The organism is Pseudomonas sp. UW4 (assembly GCF_000316175.1).
GTDB lineage: Bacteria > Pseudomonadota > Gammaproteobacteria > Pseudomonadales > Pseudomonadaceae > Aquipseudomonas > Aquipseudomonas laurylsulfatiphila.
Map to the genome: position 1 here is coordinate 2,687,758 of NC_019670.1, position 20,138 is coordinate 2,707,895.

The following is a 20,138-nucleotide window of genomic DNA, read 5'->3' on the forward strand; positions in this document are numbered from 1 at the left end:
TGTCAAGCATGGGGTGTCACAATGGATAAAAATGATAAAGAGCTCTCCCTGCAAGCCGCCAAGCACACGCTTAGCCTGAATCCAGCGTTCGGCCCTCGTGGGCGCGACATACTCAGCAGCGCTCGCATGGTCCTGCAACAAGTGTTGAAGCAACCCGTGCACAGCGCCCGACACATGGCTGCGTTCGGCATGGAACTGAAAAACATCCTGCTCGACCGTTCGGATCTCAAGCCGGCGGCGGGGGACAAGCGTTTCGATGAGCCAGCCTGGCAGGGCAACCCGCTGTATCGTCGCTATATGCGGGCCTACCTGGCCTGGTGTCGGGAAATGAACGACTGGATCAGTAGCAGCAACCTCAGCGATCAGGATGCCAGCCGTGGCCAGTTCGTCATCAACCTGCTGGCCGAGGCGATGGCGCCGACCAACACCCTGGCCAACCCTGCGGCCCTCAAGCGTTTCTTTGAAACCGGTGGCAAGAGCATTCTGGATGGATTCGCGCACTTGACCCGCGATCTGATTGAAAACGGTGGCATGCCCAGTCAGGTGGACAAGACGGCCTTCGAGGTGGGCGGCAATCTGGGCACGACGCCTGGCGCGGTGGTGTTTCGAAACGAGGTGCTGGAGCTGATTCAGTACAAACCTCGCAGCGAGCAGGTGCTTGAACGCCCTTTGCTGGTGGTTCCGCCCCAGATCAACAAGTTCTATCTGTTTGATTTGGCGCCGCAGAAGAGCCTGATTGGTTTCCTTCTCGACAGTGGCATCCAGACCTTTGCCGTCAGCTGGCGCAATCCGGGCAAGGCGCAGCGCGAGTGGGGCTTGTCCACCTATGTCGAAGCCCTGAAAGAGGCGGTTGACGCAGTGCTGGCGATTACCGGCAGCACTGATCTGAACACCTTCGGAGCGTGCTCCGGAGGCAGCACCATGTCATCGCTTTTGGGCCACTACGCGGCACTGGGCGAGAGCAAGGTGAATGCCTTCACCCTGGTGGTCAGCATGCTCGATATTCGCCCCGACACCCAGGTCTCGCTGTTCGCTGATGAAAAAACCCTGGAGGCGGCCAAACGCCGTTCCTATCAAGCGGGTGTGCTGGAAGGTCGTGAGCTGGCAAAAGTCTTCGCCTGGATGCGCCCCAATGACCTGATCTGGAGCTACTGGATCAACAACTACCTGCTCGGTAACGAGCCGCCTGCATTCGATGTCCTCTACTGGAACAACGACACCACCAACCTGCCGGCCGCGCTGCACGGCGAATTCATTGAGATGTACCAGACCAACCCGTTGGCCCGTGCCGGTGCCCTTGAGGTCTGCGGCACTCCAATAGATCTCAAGCAGGTCACCAGCGATTTCTATTGCATGGCGGGCCTGACCGACCACATCACCCCATGGGATGCCTGCTACCGCTCGATGCACCTGTTCGGCGGCCAGGGTGAGTTCGTGGTGTCCAACAGCGGGCATATCCAGAGCATTCTCAACCCGCCGGGTAACCCCAAGGCCCGCTTCATGACCGGCAGCAGCCTGCCGGTTGATGCCCAGGATTGGCTGGAAGGTTCCAGTAAAGAGACCGGCTCCTGGTGGACTCACTGGCTGGCCTGGTTGCAAGCACGCTCCGGTCAGAGCAGGAAGGCCCCCGTCAAGCTTGGCAACAAGGCTTACGTCGCTGCTGAAGCGGCTCCTGGCACCTACGTGCACGTGCGCTGACTCGCTGTAGCCGGACGGGCGCTTGCGTCCCGTCCTGTCCACGTTCCAGATCCCTTGGCCCGGCGCCGCAGAAGGAACCTCCGTAACATGTCACAGCCCTTTGTCTATCGCACCATCGAACTGGATGGCGGGCATCTGCGCGTTGCCATTCGTCCAGGCAAGGCCGATCTGCCGCCGTTGCTAGTCTTCAATGGCATTGGCGCCAACCTGGAGCTTTTGTTTCCATTCGTCCGGGCGCTTGATCCGGACATGGAAGTGATCGCCTTCGACGTGCCTGGTGTCGGCGGCTCCTCCCTGCCGAGCTTGCCTTACCGGTTTTCTGACCTGGCGAAACGGGTTTCGCGCATGCTCGACTACCTGGACGTTGGCCAGGTCAACGTGATCGGCGTGTCCTGGGGCGGAGCGCTGGCACAACAGTTCGCCCACGATTTTCCGCAGCGTTGCAAGAAACTGATCCTGGCCGCCACGTGTGCGGGCATGGCCATGCTGCCGGCCAAACCCAAAGTGCTCTGGAGGATGGCCTCTGCGCGCCGTTACATCCAGCCGTCCTACGGCGCGCGGATCGCGCCGGACATCTATGGCGGCGCTTTTCGCCATGACCCGGCACTGGCACAAGCGTTCGCCAGCAAGGTGCGCTCCGGCGGCAGGCGCGGTTACTACCTGCAACTGCTGGCAGGCCTGGGCTGGACCAGCATCCACTGGCTGCATCGGATCCATCAGCCGACCCTGATTCTGGCCGGCGATGACGACCCGATCATTCCGCTGCCCAACATGCGCCTGCTGGCCAGGCGCATTCCCAATTCGCAATTGCATGTGATCGGCGATGGCCATCTGTTCCTGGTGGCCCGGGCGCAAACCGTTGCACCGATCATCTCGTCCTTCCTCGCGCAGGAACGACAGCGCGCTAGAATTCATCAAGCGTGACATGAGCAGTTCATTGGTTCGCTAGCCTTATGAAATCCTCCAACACGATACTCATCCGCACCAAATGGTCGCCGCCCCGAATCGATCCCCGGTCGCTGCCGCGCGAGCGTCTGCTGGAACTGATCGAGGCAGGACGCGAGCGCAAGTTGACCTTGATCCTGGGACCTGCGGGCAGTGGCAAGAGCACGCTGGCGGCGCAATGGCGCCAGCGCTTGATCAGTGCGGGGCTGGACGTAGCCTGGTTCAACCTGGGGGCCGACGACGAGACGCTCTGGGCGGCGTATCTGGTCGCCAGTCTGGGGGCCGCGGGCCTGGCTGTCGGCGACGATATCATTGGCCTGAGCGAGCGCACTGACCAGCGTTCGCTGGAGGTATTGCTGTCGCTGCTGGTCAACGCGCTCTACGAGCATCCTCGATCGATTTATCTCTTCCTCGAAGACCTGCATTTCCTCTCTGCGCAGCCGGCATTGGCGATGATCCAGCGCCTGATCGATCTGGCACCGGACAATTTCCATCTGGTGATCACCACACGCCAGCGTCCGGCGCTCAATCTGTTGGCGATCGGCATCAAGGGGCAGTTGACCCAGATTGATTTTGCCGACTTGCGCCTGACGGCCCAGGAGCAGTTCAGTCTGCTTGAGCTCAATGGTCTCGAAAACCTGTCCGGCGAGCAGCAACAACGTCTGTATGAGCTGACGGACGGTTGGGCCGCGGGCCTGCAGATCGGTGTCCTGTCACTTCGCCACAGCGGTAACTTTGAACAGAGCCTGCGAGCCTGTGGCGGCATGGTCATGGCGATCGATGAATCAGGTCTCGATGCCTACCTGGATGACTGCATCAGTCGTGTGCTTTCTGCCGGGCAAATCGCTGCCATGGTCCAGGTTTCGACCTGCCGACGATTCAATCGCGAGCTGTGCGTCGCATTGACGGGCAGCCAGGAGAACGCGGCGGTGCTTGACATATTGCTCGAGCAGAACCTGTTCCTGTTGCCGATCGACCTCGAGGGGCGCCTGCAGTGGTTCCGTTTCCACCAGATGTTTTCCGGGTATCTGCAACGGCGCCGCAATGAGCTGCCGGTTGTGGAGGTGATTGGGGTCAATCATGCCGCCAGCCAATGGTTTGCTGACCACGGTTTGTACGTCGAGGCGATTCGTCATGCTCAGGCAGCCCAGGATCTTGAGGGCAGCGTGCAGTTGCTGGCACGGGCGGCGAGGTCGCTGATCGGTGACGCGCATTTTGCACAATTGCTGCAGTTGGCCGACGAGTTGCCGCGTGAAGCCTGGTCCAAGCAGATTGACCTGCTCCTGGCGGTTGCCTGGGCAGAGCTCACCTGCAATCGCATGGAGAGGTTCGAGCTCACACTCGCCTCGATCGAAGCTCACCCGGAAGTCAGCCGGCCGGAAATAGACACTGAGTTGCAATTGCTGAGGGCCATGTACCTGCTCAGGAGGGACGATACGACAGCTGTACTGGCGCTGCTCGAGCCCTTGATGGCGCAGCCGCCCAGCCAGCGCCACTTTCACCTGCTGATGCTCTATACCCTTGGCGGCGTGGCATTGCTCAAGGCGGGTCGAACAGTGTTTGTACGGGATCTGGTCTACAGCACGCGAGGTCTGCTCCGGCGCGCGCAAGGTCCTCGGGCCCGGCCGTTTTTCGATGCGCTGTGTGGCCTCAGTTTTTTTGTCCAGGGCGATATGAACCAGGCCCGCCGCGATCTCGAAGGTGTCCTGGTGCAAGTGACGCGCAACGAGTCACTGGCGCAGGATGTCGCCATCTTCATCAAGTCCACCCTGGCCTTGACCTGCTATCACTTGAACAGCCTGGAAGCCGCCGGGGATTACGTTGAAGGCTGTTTCGGGGTCGCCGAGGTCCTGGGGACCTCTGACTGCATTTTGTATACCTACCTTGCCCAGGCGCATTTGCAGTGTGCTGCGGGCAGGCTGGAGGCGGCCCACGCCACCCTCGATCGATTGGGCGAGATCGCCGAAAGCATTGGCCTTGATCGCCTGCAGGCGTGGCGTTTTGCCGAGCAGATACGTATTGCCTGCCATCAGCATGATCTGGCCCGCGCGCGCGAGCTGTTTCGCAGACTGCGCGCGCTGGCCATGCCTTACCTGGACAAGCGCGGTTGTGCCTGGGCGGAGATCCCCTTGGCCTGCGCAATGGCACACACGGCCTTGGCTCTGGCCGAAGGCGACTATCGATGCGCGGTCGAGGTAGGGGAAAGCTGGGCACTGCTCTGTCAGGAGTGGGGGCAGTTACAACCAGCTACCGTGCTGCGAATCCGTGTCGCTATTGCCAGGACAGCGCTCCATGAACCACAAGAGGCCCAGCGCCACATGTCCACGGCACTGCGCAATGCCTGCGAATACGGGATGTTCCGGGTGTTTCTTGATGAAGGAGCGGCGGGGCTGCGCCTGCTGCAATCGCTCAGTGTCGATGCGCTGACAGCGCTGGAGCGTGACTACATTCAACACTGTCTGATGCACGGAGCCGATTCGCAGAGCCTCTCGAGCGGGACCGGTGAGGGTGGTCGGGCGCCTGCGCCTGGCAGCGATATCCTCTCGCCCCGTGAGCTTGAAGTGGTCGAACATCTGGCCCGTGGACTGTCAACCAAGAGCATCGCCAAGGCCCTCGATCTTTCGCCTGGAACCATCAAGTGGCACCTGAAGAATATCTTCGGCAAGTTGGGTGCCTTTTCTCGCGAGGATGCAGTGAGCAAGGCGCGGCAAGTCGGCTTGCTTAACTAACGCAGCGTAGCCTTGGCACCCTCGAAAAAGTCCAGGTATTGAATCGGCGAACTGCGCCACCACCCCTCCCTAGATGGGAGGGTTACCAGTATTCACCTTAGGGTAGGGTGCCGGGTAACGGTGGTGAGACCGTGCATGCAGGGTTCATGTGAGCGCAGATGGCTCCAGACCTGCAATGCTCCTGCACCCACGCTGTGAGCGCCCGGCACTGCCGTCTCCTGCCGTCAAGGCACGGACAATAACAATAGCTGCAACTTCAGGAGAGACCATGTACTTCACTCAGCCCTTGCACCGTAATCTACAGTGCGCGCCCGAGCGATTAATGACGATCTACGGCGATCGCAGTCGCACTCTGCAGCAGTTTGTCGAGCGTGTTGCGAGACTGGCCGGAGCGTTGCGTGAGCTTGGCGTACAGAGTGGCGATTGCGTCGCCATGCTGGGTTTGAACTCTGATCGTTACCTCGAATATTGCTTCGCCGTACCCTGGGCCGATGCCGTTCTCAATCTTTGCAACACGCGCTGGAGTGCGGAGGAGAACGCTTATGCCCTGACCGATTCGCAAACCTCGGTACTGTTGGTTGACGAGACTTTCAAGGACATCGGTCTGCGGTTATCCAGGCAGGTTCCTTCGTTGCGTCATGTCATCTACGTCGGTGACGGCACCACGCCGGATGCGATGCTGGATTACGAAACGCTGATTGCCCAGGCCTCGCCCATGGAGGATGCCCGACGTGGCGGCGATTCACTCCTTGGTGTGTTCTATACCGGCGGCACCACGGGTTTCCCCAAGGGCGTGATGATCAGTCATACGGCCTTCTGGAGCAGCCAGATTGCGCTGGATGTCGAGGGCCTGGTGCCGCCTGATTCAGTCATGCTGCGCGCAGCACCGATGTTCCATCTGGCGGACATGTCCACCGGTTATGTCGGTGTGCTTGAAGGCGCGACTCACGTCATTCTGCCGGCGTTCCAGCCGGCCGAAGCGATGGCGGCGATTCAGCGTCACGGCATTCAGGTGGCCATGCTGGTGCCGACCATGATTCAGTTGTTGATCAATCATCCCGAGGTGGGCAATTACGACCTGTCCTCGTTGCAGCACCTGGTGTACGGCGCTTCGCCCATTCAGGAGCAGACGCTGTGGAGCCTGCAGGCCATACTGCCGCAACTGCAGCTGTTCCAGGCTTATGGCCAGACGGAGATGTCGCCCATTGTTTCGCTGCTCGGCCCGGCTCAGCACACCGCGGCGGCCGCCGCTGCCGGCATGCTGCGCTCCTGTGGTCGTGCCACCCGGGCGGTGGAAGTCAAGATCGTCGACGACGATGGCCGTGAGGTGCCTCGTGGCAGCATCGGTGAAATCGTCGTTCGGGGCCCGAATGCAATGAGCGGGTACCTGAACAAACCCGAGCAAACCCTGGCGGCTCTGCCTGGTGATGGCTGGTTGCGTACGGGGGACGGGGCCAGGATGGACGAAAATGGCTACATCTTCATTGTCGACCGCCTCAAGGACATGATCGTCACCGGTGGCGAAAACGTGTTCTCGGCGGAGGTCGAGAATGCCTTGTGCAGCCATCCGGATATCGCCATGTGTGCGGTGATCGGGATCCCTAGCGAGCAATGGGGCGAGGCGGTGCATGCCGTGGTGGTACTCAAGCCTGGCACTGAACCGAATGGCGAAGAATTGATCGCCCATTGCAAGCGTCAGATCGCCGGCTACAAGGCGCCGAAAAGCGTGGAGTTCCGTGCTGCGTTACCGCTCTCGGGCGCTGGCAAGGTGCTCAAGAGCGAACTGCGTGAACCGTTCTGGCAGGGCAGTTCGCGGCGAGTTGGTTGAGCGACCCATCTCCGGGCGCAATCGACCATGGATGACTTGAGCCGGCAACTGCCAGGTCATCGATGAGCTCTTGTGGACGGGCTTTGCGCCCCGGCTGTTTCTCGCTTCCTGCTTGATTCGCTCCGGCTGTTGTGCACAACAGCCGGCAGCGGCGTGCGCCTGCATTTCCCATTCGCCAGTGCGGTGTGACTCCCTTTCCTGCCTCCCTCCCAACCCCCTCCCATCTCGGGAGGGTTAAGCGCTGCGCAGTCAATGTTTACTTGTCCGGCCAGTCTCTGGCGGCCGGGGTGGTTGGGGAGGGAGGTTTTTTCACAGGGAATCCAGGAGCCAAAGAGTGGTGGGTTGAACCGTAGCGTCGAGATTATTTAGGAATGTGAACAATGATAAGAATAAGTTCGCCACAAACAGGCTTTGTCCGGCATCAGCTTGGTCAGGCAGTCGTGCTTGGAATTCTCGGAGTGGGCGCCGGCAATGCCCAGGCATTCAATTTTGATACCGAGAGCGGTTGGTCGGGGAGTCTCGACACCACACTTTCCGTTGGCAGCAGCTGGCGTGCCGAAGGGCGCGATAACGAGTTGTACAGTCGGCTCGACGGACAGGTGATCGGCAAGACAGACGGCCTGGGCGGTTCCAATACCGATGGCGGCAACCTCAACTACGATCGCGGCGACCGGTTTTCTACCATCGGCAAGTTCCTCACCGAACTGAACCTGCACAACGGCGACATGGGCGGCATGCTGCGCGTGAAGGGCTGGTACGACCAGGCGCTGGAAGACGAAGACGTGCACTTTGGCAACCAGGCCAATGGTTACCAGAAAAAGCCATTGTCCGATAACGGCTTTGACGACCTGCAAAGGAACAAAGGCGTTTACCTGCTCGACGCCTACGTCTACGACACCTACCACCTGGACGATCACCCGCTGCAGGTGCGCCTGGGTCGCCAGGTGCTGAACTGGGGCGAGAGCATCTTTGTTCAGGGGCTCAACCAGATCAACCCGATCGACGTTCCTTCACTGCGCCGTCCGGGCACCGAGGTCAAGGAAGCGTTGCTGCCGGTGTGGATGATTTCCAGCAGCTTCGGCTTGAGTGACGGGCTGTCGCTGGAAGCGTTCTACCAGTTCAAGTGGGAGCCTACTGCCGTTGAGGGCTGTGGCAACTACTGGTCGACCACCGAAACCATCATTTCGACTCATCCGGGTGGTTGCACCATGGCCACGTCGCTGCCTAACGTCAGCAACCCGGTCGGCTTTCGCAATGGCATGAACGTCCCACTGAGCACTGGCGATGAAGCCCGGGATTCGGGGCAATGGGGGGTGGCGCTGCACTATCTGGTCGAATCGATCGACACGGAGCTCGGTGCCTACGCCATGACCATTCACTCGCGTACGCCGATCATTTCCGCCCAAAGCGGCGATTGGGGCCGGATCCCCGCCGGGGCGCGGGCACCCTTCCTCAACCCGGTGCAGGTCCATGAAAATCTGCCGTTCGGTGCGACCTCGACGACTGCCTTCTGGGAGTATCCCGAAGACATCCACCTGTATGGCCTGAGCGCCGCCACCACGCTGGCCAGTTGGTCGGTCGGTGCGGAACTGAGCTACTCGCCAAACACGCCGGTACAACGTAACGGCAACGACCTGCTTGCCGCCGCTGCCCAAGGGGTGGGGCCGCAAGGTGCGGGCGCGCGAGCCGCTGGCCCGAATGCCTATATCACCGGGTATGACCGCTTCGATAAAACCCAGTTGCAGATCAACGGCATCAACCTGTTCCCCAACGTTCTGGGCGCATCGAGCTTGCAGGTGGCCGGTGAAGTGGCCTTCCAGTGGAACGACATCCCTCAGGATGACAGCGACATTCGTTACGGTCGCGGTTTCATCTTTGGCCCGGGTTCGGCGCCCAGCTATGGCGGGAACCTCTGCGGCACTGCGACCAACCCGCAACCCGACGGCTGCAAGAACGACGGTTACATCACCGACTTCGCCTGGGGCTACAGATTGCGAGGGCAACTGGAGTACCCGGACCTGTTGGGCGTAGGCGTCAGCACTTACCCGAGTTTGTTTCTGGGGCAGGACGTGGAAGGGGTTTCGATGGACGGTCAGTTCAACGAAGGCCGGTTTACCGTCGGTGCCGGCGTTCGTTTCGACTACCTGAAGGCCCACAGCCTGGAGTTCAACTATGTGACGTACAACAACGACGCCAAGTACGACCCGTTGCGTGACCGGGACTACTACTCGATGAATTACAGCTACAAGTTCTGATGAGGAACAAGGCATGAAAACAATAAAGACTTGCCACACCCCGCGTGCCCTGGCTATTGCCATCGCACTGTTGCTTGGCGGGAACGACGCTTTCGCCAAATTGACCGACGCAGAGGCGGCGCGCCTGGGTAACGACCTTACTCCGGTTGGCGCCGAGAAGGCCGGCAATGCCGATGGCAGCATTCCAGCCTGGCAGGGCGGCCTGACGGCTCCTCCGGCAGGCTGGAGTCCGGAGAAGGGCTACGTTGATCCGTTCCCGCAAGACAAACCGCAGATGATGATCACCGCGGCCAATGCCGATCAATACAAAGACAAGCTGTCTCCCGGCACCCTGGCTTTGTTGAAGAAGTATGACAACTTCAAGATGCCGATCTACCAGACCCGGCGCACCGCCGCACTGCCGGCTGAAGTCACCGCCAAAGCCAAGACTCAGTCCACTCAGGTCGAGTTGCAGGGTTTCGGTCTGAGCAACCTCAATGGCTCGAACATACCGTTCCCGATCCCGAAGAACGGTCAGGAAGCAATCTGGAACCACTTGGTTCGCTACTTGGGCGGTGGCTTCGAGCGGACCTATCACTGGTTCCCGGTACGTAGCAGCGGCGAGTTCTACAAGGTTGGTTTCCGCGAGAACCGCGTGTTCGACCAGAACATGGATCGCAGTATGGACAACCACCTGTTTTCCTTTCTGGGCTACTTCCTCGAACCGGCCACATTACAGGGCACGGTCTACCTGGTGCGCGAACCGGTGGACCAGGTCAAGGAAGCGCGCTCGGCCTGGATCTACAACGCCGGTGCACGTCGTGTGCGCCGCGCGCCGGATCTGGCGTATGACAACGTCAGCGATGGCACCGAGAGCATGCGGGTGACCGACCAGTACGACGGCTATAACGGCGCGCCCGACCGCTATGACTGGAAACTGGTTGGCAAGCAGGAAATCTATGTTCCGTACAACGACTACAAGTTGTCCGATAAGTCGCTGAAATACGAAAACATCCTGCAAAAAGGCACCGTGAATGCCGACCTGATGCGCTACGAACTCCACCGTACGTGGGTCGTCGAGGGCACGCTCAAGGCCGGGCAGAAGCATATCTACGGCAAGCGCGTGATGTATCTCGACGAGGACAGCTGGACCGTGTTGCTCGAAGACGCCTACGACACCCGAGGGCAGCTATGGCGCATTGGCGTACACCCGACGATCCAGTTCTATGACGTCGGTGTGCCGTGGTACCGCGCCAACATCTTCCATGACCTGAGCAACGGCAACTACATGGTCTCGGGCCTGGACAATGAGGTTAAGCAACCCTGGAAGTTCGGCGTCAAGGGGCGTCAGGCCGACTTCCAGCCCGATGCCCTGCGTCGCGCTGGTCACTAAGCCCTCAGGCAGTCTCAAGGCGACCCGATTGCGGGTCGTCGATTACAAATACAAGAGAGGAGCGGCCAATGGCTATTTTGGGCAAGTCCGTTCACAGGGTGTTGTGGGCGGCACTCATCGCGGCATCTGCTGTACATGCCGAGACGCCTGGCTCGATCCAGACCGGGATCAATTCACAGCGAATCATCCTGCTCGATATCCAGCGTGTGGGCAGTCAACTGTTCAGTGCCGGCGAGCGCGGCTGGATCCTTCGTTCCGCGGATGATGGGCAACATTGGCAGGGCATTCATACGCCAGCCGATCGAACGCTGACCGGGCTTGCTTTCGCCAACGACCGACTGGGCATCGCCGTTGGACATGGCGCGACCCTGTTGCGCACCACCGATGGCGGTCAGCAATGGACAGCCGTAGGGGTGGACGGTATCGGTCATGATTCGCTGCTCGGTGTCACCTACCTGGGCGGCCAGCATTTCGTCGCCTATGGCGCATTCGGTCACTATCTGGAATCCGTCGACGCTGGCTTGAGCTGGAGCAAGAAAACGGTGATGGGGGAGGACTTTGATCGGCACATCGCCAAAGTGCTGAAGGTCGGTGGTGACCTGTTCCTTTTCGGCGAGTCCGGCACCTTGCTGCGCTCGCGTGACCTGGGGCTGAACTGGGACGCGTTGCAATCCCCTTACGAGGGTTCTTTTTTTGGCGGACTGCAGACGCCAAGTGGTGCGCTGTTGGCTTTCGGCATGCGCGGCAATCTGTATCGCTCAAACGATCAGGGAGATACCTGGCAGCTGATTCCCCTGGACGCCAAGGTTGCACTGCAAGGGGGGCAGGTTTTGTCTGACGGGCGTATCGCCCTGGTCGGCAATGCCGGACTGCTGGCACTGAGTAACGACGATGGCAAAAGCTTTGAGCTGAGTCACGCCGCCCGTGGCGGGCTCTCGCAGATAGTTGCGGTGCCCGGCGGTGCCCTGGCCGTGGGCGATGCCGGTGTTCAGTCTCTGAGCTTGACGCAAGCGACAGCCAATTGAGGTTTCTATGAGTAAGTACCACGACAATCAGGGGCTCGAGCTTGTGGGCGACGTTCAGGTGCTCGACCGCCACCACTTCTCCCGTAGTCTGGTCGGTCAGGTGTCCTGGTGGATTTTTCACTTGCGTCGCCCGCTTCTGATTTTTTTCATTCTATTGACGCTGCTGTTTACCTTCACCGCCACACGGCTGCGTGTGGAGGCGGGCTTTTCCAAGATGATCCCGCTGCAGCATGAGTACATGCAGTCCTTTCTCAAGTATCAGTCGGTTTTCGGCGGCGCCAACAAAGTATTGCTGGCGTTGAAGAACGAAAAGGGCGAGATCTTCGACCCCGGATTCATGGAGAGCTTGCATCAGGTCACCGAGGAAGTTTTCTACATCAAGGGCGTCGAGCGTAGCTCGGTCACTTCGTTGTTCACCTCCAATGTGCGCTACAACGAGGTGGTAGAAGACGGCTTCAGGGGCGGCAACATTGTTGCGGCCGACTTCTCCGGTACTCCAGAGCAACTGAAGGCGGTGCGCGAAAATGTGCTGAAGTCCGATTGGGTCGGCCGTATCGTCTCCAATGACTTGAGCGCCGCCATGGTGGTGGCGAACTTGCAGGAAGTGGACCCGGAGACAGGCTTGCGCCTGGATCTGCAAGCGGTCAGCCAGTCCCTGGAGGCGATTCGCGCCAAGCACGAAAAAGATGGCGTCAGTGTGCACATCATTGGTTTCGCCAAGTCGACCGGGGATATCGCAGACGGTGCCGCCGGGGTGCTGCTGTTCTTCGCCGTGGCGTTCGTGATCACCGCACTGTTGCTTTATTGGTATTGCGGCTCGCTGATGCTGACGTCCTGGGCATTGGTTTGCGCCATGGTCCCGGTGGTATGGCTACTGGGTCTACTGCCGCTGTTGGGGTTGGCCCTCGACCCCATGTCGATTTTGGTGCCGTTCCTGATTTTCTCCATTGGTGTCTCCCATGCGGTGCAGATGACCAACGCCTGGAAACTGGAAGTGTTGCATGGTCACGACAGCATTACCGCTTCGCGCAATTGCTTCCAGAAACTCTTCATTCCAGGTGCCATGGCGCTGCTGGCCAATGCACTGGGGTTTCTGGTAATCGCCTTCGTGCAGATCGAGATGGTGCGGGAACTGGCCATCACCGCGACGTTGGGGGTCAGCCTGATGATCCTCACCAACAAACTGCTGTTGCCGATCCTGCTGTCTTACATGCGCATTTCGGCCAAGGATGCCGAGCGCCTGCGGGGCAAGGAAACCTCTGGGGACTGGTTGTGGGAGCACCTGGGGGGATTGGCAACCCGAAAGGGCAGTGTGCCGGTCATCCTGATTGCGATGGTTCTGCTCGGCGTCGGCATGTGGCAGGCGGGAAAGTTGAAGGTGGGAGACACGGGGCAGGGTGTCCCGGAGCTGCGTGCCGATTCGCGTTACAACCAGGACGTGGCGATGGTCACCCGTAACTTCGCCATCGGCGTTGACCTGTTGCAGGTGGTGGTTGAGGCAAAGGGCAACGAGTCGCCCTGTGTTGATCGCAACATTCTGGGCAAAGTCGAAGATTTCGAATTCGAGATGAAGCAGACCCCGGGTGTCGGTACGGTGCGAGGGCTGGCGGGCTATGTCGGGCAGATCACCCAAGGCTACGCGGAAACCTTCATCAAATGGCGCACCATTCCCGAGGAGCAGGCGCAAATTGCCCAAGGCGTGGGGTTTGCTACGCGCCTTGGCAATGAACTGATGAACTCCACCTGCAGTGCCATGCCGATCTCGCTGTACACCGAAGATCACCAGGCCTCGACTATCAGCAACATCATCGAACGGATCAAGGCGTTCAAGGTAACCCACGACGGCGATGACCTCCGTTTTCAACTGGCCAGTGGCAATGTCGGGGTAATGGCCGCGACCAATGAGGCGGTCGAGGCGGCGGACAAGTGGGTGAACCTCGCGCTTTTCGGCTCGGTGACCTTACTCTGCCTGCTGAGCTTTCGCTCGCTGCGTATCACCCTGTGCATCATTCTTCCACTGGCGCTGGTCACGGTGCTGTGCAACGGGTTGATGGCATGGCTGGGTATTGGTCTGAAGGTCAACACGCTACCGGTGGTGGCACTGGGCGTCGGGGTCGGTGTGGATTACGGCATTTACTTGTTCGAGCGGATCAAGCACGAAATGCATTCACGTCATTCAGACCTGCGTCAGGCGTTTGTCGAAGCGCTGAAGCAGCGTGGCACTGCCTCGTTGTTCACCGCAATAACAATGACGGTGTCCGTGTCCACATGGGTGTTTTCCACCCTCAAGTTCCAGGCCGACATGGGCGTGCTGTTGGCGTTCATGTTCCTGGTCAACGTTTGGGGCGCCATCCTGTTGCTACCGGCACTGGCGGCATGGCTGCTACCGCCGGTGCACGCCGGCAAGCATCCTGCGCAGCCATCCGCAAACTAACTCCATGCAGTACTTTGGCGGCCTTCGGGCCGTCTTTTTTTTGGGGGGGAGTCAGGGGGGGCAACGCTTGTATCGTTACGCTTGGGCATCTGCCAGTTTGGCTGCTGCAAAGAAGTGGGCTGAAGTGTGGGCTGGGAAACTTTACCAAACCCCAGAAACGACAAAGCCCTGAATAATCAGGGCTTTGTCGTATAAAGATGGCGGAGGCGATGGGATTCGAACTCATGGACCTGTTACAGTCGACGGTTTTCAAGACCGTTGCCTTAAACCACTCGGCCACACCTCCGTTTGCGTTGCGGGCGCCATAATACCTGAATGAAACACACTGTCAAACTCTCTGCATAGCTAGTTACAGAGTGTCTGTTATGATCTTTGCGACTGAACGTTTCAAACCAACAGGAGTGTCGCCATGCGCGAACAGGATTACGCAGTTAATAACAGCGTGCAGGCTGAGCAGCTAGAGGTTAGCCGCGTCCTGCGCAACACATACGGCTTGCTCGCCCTGACCCTCGCATTCAGTGGTGTGATGGCCTACGTTGCCCAGCAGATGCGTGTTGGCTACCCGAATATCTTCGTGGTGCTGATCGGCTTCTACGGCCTTTTCTTCCTCACCAACAAACTCCGTGATTCCGCCTGGGGCCTGGTGTCGGCATTTGCCCTGACCGGTTTCATGGGTTTCCTGCTTGGTCCGATCCTCAACCGTTACCTGGGTATGCAGGGCGGCGCTGAAGTGGTCAGCTCGGCCTTCGCGATGACCGCGCTGGTGTTCGGTGGCCTGTCGGCCTATGTGCTGATTACCCGCAAGGACATGAGCTTCCTCGGCGGTTTCATCACGGCAGGCTTCTTTGTGCTGCTGGGTGCGACGCTGGCGAGCCTGTTCTTCCAGATCAGCGGCCTGCAACTGGCGATCAGCGCAGGTTTCGTGCTGTTCTCCTCGGTGTGCATTCTGTTCCAGACCAGCGCCATCATTCACGGCGGTGAGCGCAACTACATCATGGCCACCATCAGCCTGTATGTATCGATCTACAACCTGTTCGTCAGCCTGTTGCAGCTGTTCGGCATCATGAGCCGTGATGACTGATCGTCGGCCTTGAAGTAAAAAACCCGCTCAGGCGGGTTTTTTATTGCCTGGAAACCAGGGTTACTCGGTAATGACAATGCTGCCGTCAGCTTGCTGGCGGTAGATGGTGTATGGCAGCAGCAAGGTGTCCATCGCCCCGGACACGACCACGTCAAGCAGCACGACGGCGGGGGCGGGGCCATGTATCTGTGCATCCCGACCCTCTTCGAGGGGCGCGTTCAGCATGCAAAAGTCGTAGGTCACGCCGCTGTAGATTCGCGGTACCGCGCCGCAGTAACTCTTTTGTTCCTTGAGACTTTTCGACGCTACTTCATCACTGCGCACAACCGTCTGAATCGTGCCGCAACCCGCAAGCATCATAGCCACCAGTAGCATTGCCTGAGTTTTCATACCGTCAATCCTTCGCCGGAAACCATCAATCTACTGCAGCCTGAATCAAATATCACTCACGCCATGGGCGGTAACCGGCGCTTGACCGGGGTTTTCTTCACGATGGCCGTGTTGGTTTCAGCGTGGGTGTTGAGGCGGTCGAGCAGGGTGTCCAGTTGCTCCATCGAGCGCACGTGCAGGCGTGCGATGAAACAGTCGTCGCCGGTCACCTTGTCGCACTCGGTGAATTCGGGAATGGCCATGATTTGCCGCTCCACCTCTTGCAACTGGCCCGGCAACGGGCGAATACGCACGATGGCCTGGAGTTGATAGCCGAAGCTTTTCGGGTCGATTTCAACGGTGTAGCCCTTGAGCACGCCGCGCTCTTCCAGGCGGCGCAGGCGCTCGGCGACGCTGGGGGAGGACAGGCCACTGATTTGCGCCAGGGCCTTGAGCGAGCGTCGCGAATCTTGCATCAGGGCCGTGATCAGCACTTGGTCGATGTCATCGGTCATGGCGAACCCTCTGTTAGGCGTTTTTTCAAAATTGCCTTTGTAAAAAAGGCTGACTCAGAGTTTAGCCTGCTTTCTGCTATGGAGTAGCCCCCGGCTGCATTGGCATACTTTGGCCACAAACACAGGAGTCTGATGATGGACAAAACCCTACGCCGCGGTTCGTTTGAAATGACGGCCGCCATGCTGATCTCCGGCACCATCGGTTGGTTCGTGCTGGTGTCCGGGCAACCGGTGCTGGATGTGGTGTTCTGGCGCTGCCTGTTCGGTGCCGGCACCTTGCTGCTGATTTGCGCCGCCTTCGGCTTTCTGCGCCCCGGCATTCTGACCCGCACCACGTTTTTGCTCGCCGTGCTCAGCGGGGTGGCGATCGTCGGTAACTGGGTGTTGTTGTTCGCGTCCTATTCCCGGGCGTCGATTGCCATCGGCACCGCCGTCTATAACGTTCAGCCGTTCATGCTGGTCGGGCTGGCGGCGCTGTTTCTCAACGAAAAGATCACCGCGCAGAAAATGCTCTGGCTGGGGGTGTCGTTTCTCGGGATGCTGGCCATCGTCAGTGCCCATGGCAGCCAGGGCGAGAGCGGCAGCGATTACCTGACGGGCATTGCCCTGGCGTTGGGCGCGGCGTTTCTCTATGCGATTGCCGCGCTGATCATCAAGCGTTTGACGGGGACGCCACCGCACCTGATTGCGCTGATCCAGGTCAGCACCGGCGTGTTGTTGCTCGCGCCATTGGCGAATCTTTCGACACTGCCGCAGGCGCCGAGCGCATGGGCCAGCCTGGTGACACTGGGCATGGTGCACACCGGTGTGATGTATGTGTTGCTGTACGGCGCCATTCAAAAACTGCCGACTGCGCTGACGGGGGCGCTGTCCTTCATCTACCCGATTGCGGCGATTTTCGTCGACTGGTTTGCCTTCGGCCATCGCCTGGAGCCGCTGCAGTGGATCGGCGTCGCGGCGATTCTGCTGGCCGCTGCCGGTATGCAACAAGGCTGGTCGCTGAAGTTTCGGCGCACGGTGACGCCGTAACCCGCTTCGCCCGCGTCAGATGTTCCAGCGCGGGGCATTCCTGGCCAGGCGCTGGCGCATCTCGCCGAGGTTGGCGGCCAGTTGCCGGGTCAGCAAGCGATAACCGTCCAACGCGTTGTAGACCGGCGCATCGAGGCTGACCAGCGGCACCTCCATGGGCCGATCGAGGCGCTGGGCGGCGCCTGATTTCAACGCCCGGGCCATGCCGATCAATTGCACGCGAATCTGCCGATGTTCGGCTTTCAATGCCGTTTGCAGGAGCGTCATCGCCTCGGGGTCATTGGCATCGGGTCGGGTATTGCCAAGGATTTCCAGGGTGCTGACGCACATGCGCAGGTTGCGCTGGATGGCATCGAGCTCGGTCATGGAAATCTTCACTTCCTTGGACACCGACGGCATCAGTGAGCGCAGTTGCACCATCGCCGCATTCAGGCGCGTCATGAGCTTGAGGTGTTCGTCGGCGGTAATGGCCTGGCCGTCAATGATGCGCCCGTAGACTTTCGCGCAATCACGCAGCGCATCGGCCAGGTTGTAGCGCCAGGAATACACCGCATACAACGGCAGGGCGAAGGAAAACGCCAGGGCCAGGGCAATGCCGACCAGGATATCCACCCCGCGCCACAAGCCATCGGTGACCGGGTTGTCGCCGTGCCCCGCGACGATGAACACGGTAATCGCCGACAGCAGCGCGGTGTAGCCGCCCTTGCCGATGGCGTGATACGAGAAGAACCCGCAGACCACCGACATCGCGAAATAGGTCAGCCAGGGCATCCCGAGCCAAGCCTGTTGTGCCACCAACGCCAGGCCGACACCGGCGCCGATCAGGGTGCCAATGGCGCGCTCGGCGGCTTTCTTGCCGATGTTGCCGTGGTGCTGCAAGCCGCCGATCACCACCAGCATGGTCACCGACGCCCATTCGCCGTGGGGCAGTTTGATCCCGGTGGTCAGCAGGATCGTCGCCAGCAAGCCGAGCGACACCCGCACCGCATGGATCACCCGGGCGTGGCGGTAGCGCCGGTACGGGTCCAGCAATGGACGCAGCAATCGGCGCAGCAGCGGTGGCAGTCGATCGGCTCTGGATGTACTCAGGCTGGCTCTCCTCAGAAGATGTAGTCGGTGGTCAGGAAGCTCGAACTGCGGCCACTGATGATCTCGCTGATCAGGTCCTTGTTGGTCTCCTGGAACTTGGTGGCCACCAGCGTGCGGATCGAAAACACCCGCAGTGCGTCATGCACCGACAGGGTGCCTTCGGCCGAGTTCTTGCGACCATTGAAGGGGTAGGTGTCCGGTCCGCGCTGGCATTGGGCATTGAGGTTGATGCGCCCGACCTGGTTGGCAAAGGTGTCTACCAGCCGGCCGACCGCCACCGGATTGGTGCCGAAGATGCTCAACTGCTGGCCGAAATCCGACTCCAGCACGTAGTCGATCACGGTATCCAGGTGGCGGTACGGCACGATGGGGATGACCGGGCCGAACTGTTCTTCCTGGTAAACCCGCATCTGCGGCGTAACCGGGTACAGCACCGCCGGGTAGAAGAACGACGCACGGGCCTCGCCGCCGTTGGGGTTGACCACCCTGGCGCCTTTGCTCTCGGCATCCGCCACCAGTGCATGCAGATAGTCGACCTTGCCCGATTCCGGCAGGGGCGTCAGGGCTACGCCACTTTCCCAGGGCATGCCGGGCTTGAGGTTGGCGAGCCTGGCATTGAATTTGTCGATGAAGGACTCGACCACGTCTTCGTGGACAAACAGGATCTTCAGGGCGGTGCAGCGCTGGCCATTGAAGGACAGCGAGCCGGTCACCGCTTCACTGACCGCATTGTCCAGGTCCACTTCCGGCAGGACGATGCCCGGGTTCTTCGCATCCAGGCCCAGCGCCGCGCGCAAGCGGTGGGGTTTGGGATGGAGTTTTTTCAGGTCGCTGGCGGCCTTGTTGGTGCCGATGAAGGCAAAGATGTCGATCTTGCCGCTGGCCATCAGCGCACTGACCGTCTCGCGGCCGCTGCCATAGATGACGTTGATCACCCCGGCCGGGAAGCTGTCGCGGAAGGCTTCCAGCAGCGGGCGAATCAGCAGCACGCCGAGTTTCGCCGGTTTGAACACCACGGTGTTGCCCATGATCAGCGCCGGGATCAGCGTGGTGAAGGTTTCGTTCAATGGATAGTTGTAAGGCCCCATGCACAGGGCGACGCCCAGCGGCACACGGCGGATCTGGCCGAGGGTGTCCTGTTCCAGTTCGAAACGGCTGGAGCGGCGATCGAGCTCTTTGAGCGCGTTGATGGTGTCGACGATGTAGTCGCAGGTGCGGTCGAACTCCTTTTCCGAGTCCTTGAGGTTCTTGCCGATTTCCCACATCAGCAGCTTGACCACGGCGTCGCGCTGCTCGCGCATGCGCCCGAGGAAGGTTTCGACGTGCTGGATGCGCTCGGCCACGCGCATGGTCGGCCACAATCCCTGGCCGCGGTCGTAGGCGCGCACGGCAGCGTCGAGGGCGGTCAATGCGGTGTCGGCATCGAGCAGCGGCGTGCTGCCAAGGATCACTTGCTCGTCGCCGTTGGCACCGGTCAAGTACACCGGGCTGCGGACCTGGGCCAGTGGCCCGTTCCAGGTTCTCAGGACGCCATCGACCAGGTACTCACGCTGTTCGGTCTGGCCGTCGAGGCGGTACTTTTCCGGGATGTCGGCAGGGCTCGGGAACAGGTTCTGGAGAATATTGGCTGTGGTCATGTCGTTACCCCTCTGGATTGGGTTATGCACTGATGAATCGTTTTAGCAGACCTCAGCAACCCTTGTCATGACTCATCTCAGCGTTTTGCCGTTCGCGGGTTTATCGGTGCCCTGCGTCATGGCCTCAGAAGT

14 protein-coding genes and 1 tRNA gene are annotated in these 20,138 nt (G+C 60.1%); 10 read left to right on the forward strand and 5 right to left on the reverse strand.

Annotation, left to right across the window (positions count from 1 at the left end):
- The first annotated feature begins 21 nt into the window (after positions 1-21).
- The 8 genes from phaC (at position 22) to PPUTUW4_RS11740 (ending at position 14,286) form a co-directional block, all read left to right on the forward strand.
- Positions 22-1,698: a class II poly(R)-hydroxyalkanoic acid synthase gene (gene phaC, locus PPUTUW4_RS11705; protein WP_007973374.1), complete on the forward strand. Its 1,677-nt coding sequence runs from the start codon at positions 22-24 to the stop codon at positions 1,696-1,698.
- Positions 1,699-1,785: 87 nt separating this feature from the next.
- A complete protein-coding gene (gene phaZ / locus PPUTUW4_RS11710) occupies positions 1,786-2,622 on the forward strand; it encodes a poly(3-hydroxyalkanoate) depolymerase (RefSeq protein WP_015094839.1) in 837 nt (278 codons plus the stop codon).
- A gap of 29 nt (positions 2,623-2,651) precedes the next feature.
- Positions 2,652-5,372 carry a LuxR C-terminal-related transcriptional regulator gene (locus PPUTUW4_RS11715; RefSeq protein WP_015094840.1) on the forward strand — a complete coding sequence of 907 codons (2,721 nt, stop codon included), beginning with the start codon at positions 2,652-2,654 and terminating at the stop codon, positions 5,370-5,372.
- A 268-nt stretch (positions 5,373-5,640) separates the two neighbouring features.
- Positions 5,641-7,200, forward strand: a complete 1,560-nt coding sequence (locus tag PPUTUW4_RS11720) for a long-chain fatty acid--CoA ligase (RefSeq protein ID WP_015094841.1) — start codon at positions 5,641-5,643, stop codon at positions 7,198-7,200.
- 440 nt (positions 7,201-7,640) lie between these two features.
- Entirely contained in the window at positions 7,641-9,455 is a 1,815-nt protein-coding gene (locus PPUTUW4_RS11725) for a DUF1302 domain-containing protein (RefSeq protein WP_227698124.1), read from the forward strand.
- A gap of 13 nt (positions 9,456-9,468) precedes the next feature.
- On the forward strand, positions 9,469-10,827 hold the full coding sequence (locus PPUTUW4_RS11730) for a DUF1329 domain-containing protein (RefSeq protein ID WP_015094843.1): 1,359 nt from the start codon (positions 9,469-9,471) through the stop codon (positions 10,825-10,827).
- 68 nt (positions 10,828-10,895) lie between these two features.
- Positions 10,896-11,852 (forward strand): YCF48-related protein, encoded by a 957-nt coding sequence (locus PPUTUW4_RS11735; RefSeq protein ID WP_015094844.1) that lies wholly within the window; start codon positions 10,896-10,898, stop codon positions 11,850-11,852.
- Positions 11,853-11,859: 7 nt separating this feature from the next.
- Positions 11,860-14,286, forward strand: coding sequence for an efflux RND transporter permease subunit (locus PPUTUW4_RS11740; protein WP_015094845.1), 2,427 nt, complete (start codon positions 11,860-11,862; stop codon positions 14,284-14,286).
- Positions 14,287-14,484: 198 nt separating this feature from the next.
- Here the strand turns inward: PPUTUW4_RS11740 and PPUTUW4_RS11745 are convergent.
- Positions 14,485-14,572, reverse strand: a tRNA-Ser gene (locus PPUTUW4_RS11745).
- A gap of 123 nt (positions 14,573-14,695) precedes the next feature.
- Here PPUTUW4_RS11745 and PPUTUW4_RS11750 point away from each other — a divergent pair.
- Positions 14,696-15,367 (forward strand): Bax inhibitor-1/YccA family protein, encoded by a 672-nt coding sequence (locus PPUTUW4_RS11750; protein WP_015094846.1) that lies wholly within the window; start codon positions 14,696-14,698, stop codon positions 15,365-15,367.
- A gap of 60 nt (positions 15,368-15,427) precedes the next feature.
- Here PPUTUW4_RS11750 and PPUTUW4_RS11755 read toward each other — a convergent pair whose 3' ends face one another.
- Both PPUTUW4_RS11755 and PPUTUW4_RS11760 read right to left on the reverse strand, forming a co-directional pair.
- Complete coding sequence (locus tag PPUTUW4_RS11755; protein ID WP_015094847.1) at positions 15,428-15,757, reverse strand: YceK/YidQ family lipoprotein; 330 nt, start codon at positions 15,755-15,757, stop codon at positions 15,428-15,430.
- 56 nt (positions 15,758-15,813) lie between these two features.
- Positions 15,814-16,251, reverse strand: a complete 438-nt coding sequence (locus PPUTUW4_RS11760; protein WP_015094848.1) for an Lrp/AsnC family transcriptional regulator — start codon at positions 16,249-16,251, stop codon at positions 15,814-15,816.
- A 135-nt stretch (positions 16,252-16,386) separates the two neighbouring features.
- Between PPUTUW4_RS11760 and PPUTUW4_RS11765 the strand changes: the two genes are divergently transcribed.
- Positions 16,387-17,280, forward strand: coding sequence for a DMT family transporter (locus tag PPUTUW4_RS11765; protein ID WP_015094849.1), 894 nt, complete (start codon positions 16,387-16,389; stop codon positions 17,278-17,280).
- A gap of 15 nt (positions 17,281-17,295) precedes the next feature.
- Here the strand turns inward: PPUTUW4_RS11765 and PPUTUW4_RS11770 are convergent, their stop codons facing one another.
- Both PPUTUW4_RS11770 and PPUTUW4_RS11775 read right to left on the reverse strand, forming a co-directional pair.
- On the reverse strand, positions 17,296-18,336 hold the full coding sequence (locus PPUTUW4_RS11770) for an FUSC family protein (protein ID WP_041474849.1): 1,041 nt from the start codon (positions 18,334-18,336) through the stop codon (positions 17,296-17,298).
- A gap of 44 nt (positions 18,337-18,380) precedes the next feature.
- Complete coding sequence (locus PPUTUW4_RS11775) at positions 18,381-20,006, reverse strand: NADP-dependent glyceraldehyde-3-phosphate dehydrogenase (RefSeq protein ID WP_015094851.1); 1,626 nt, start codon at positions 20,004-20,006, stop codon at positions 18,381-18,383.
- Between the last annotated feature and the right edge of the window lie 132 nt (positions 20,007-20,138).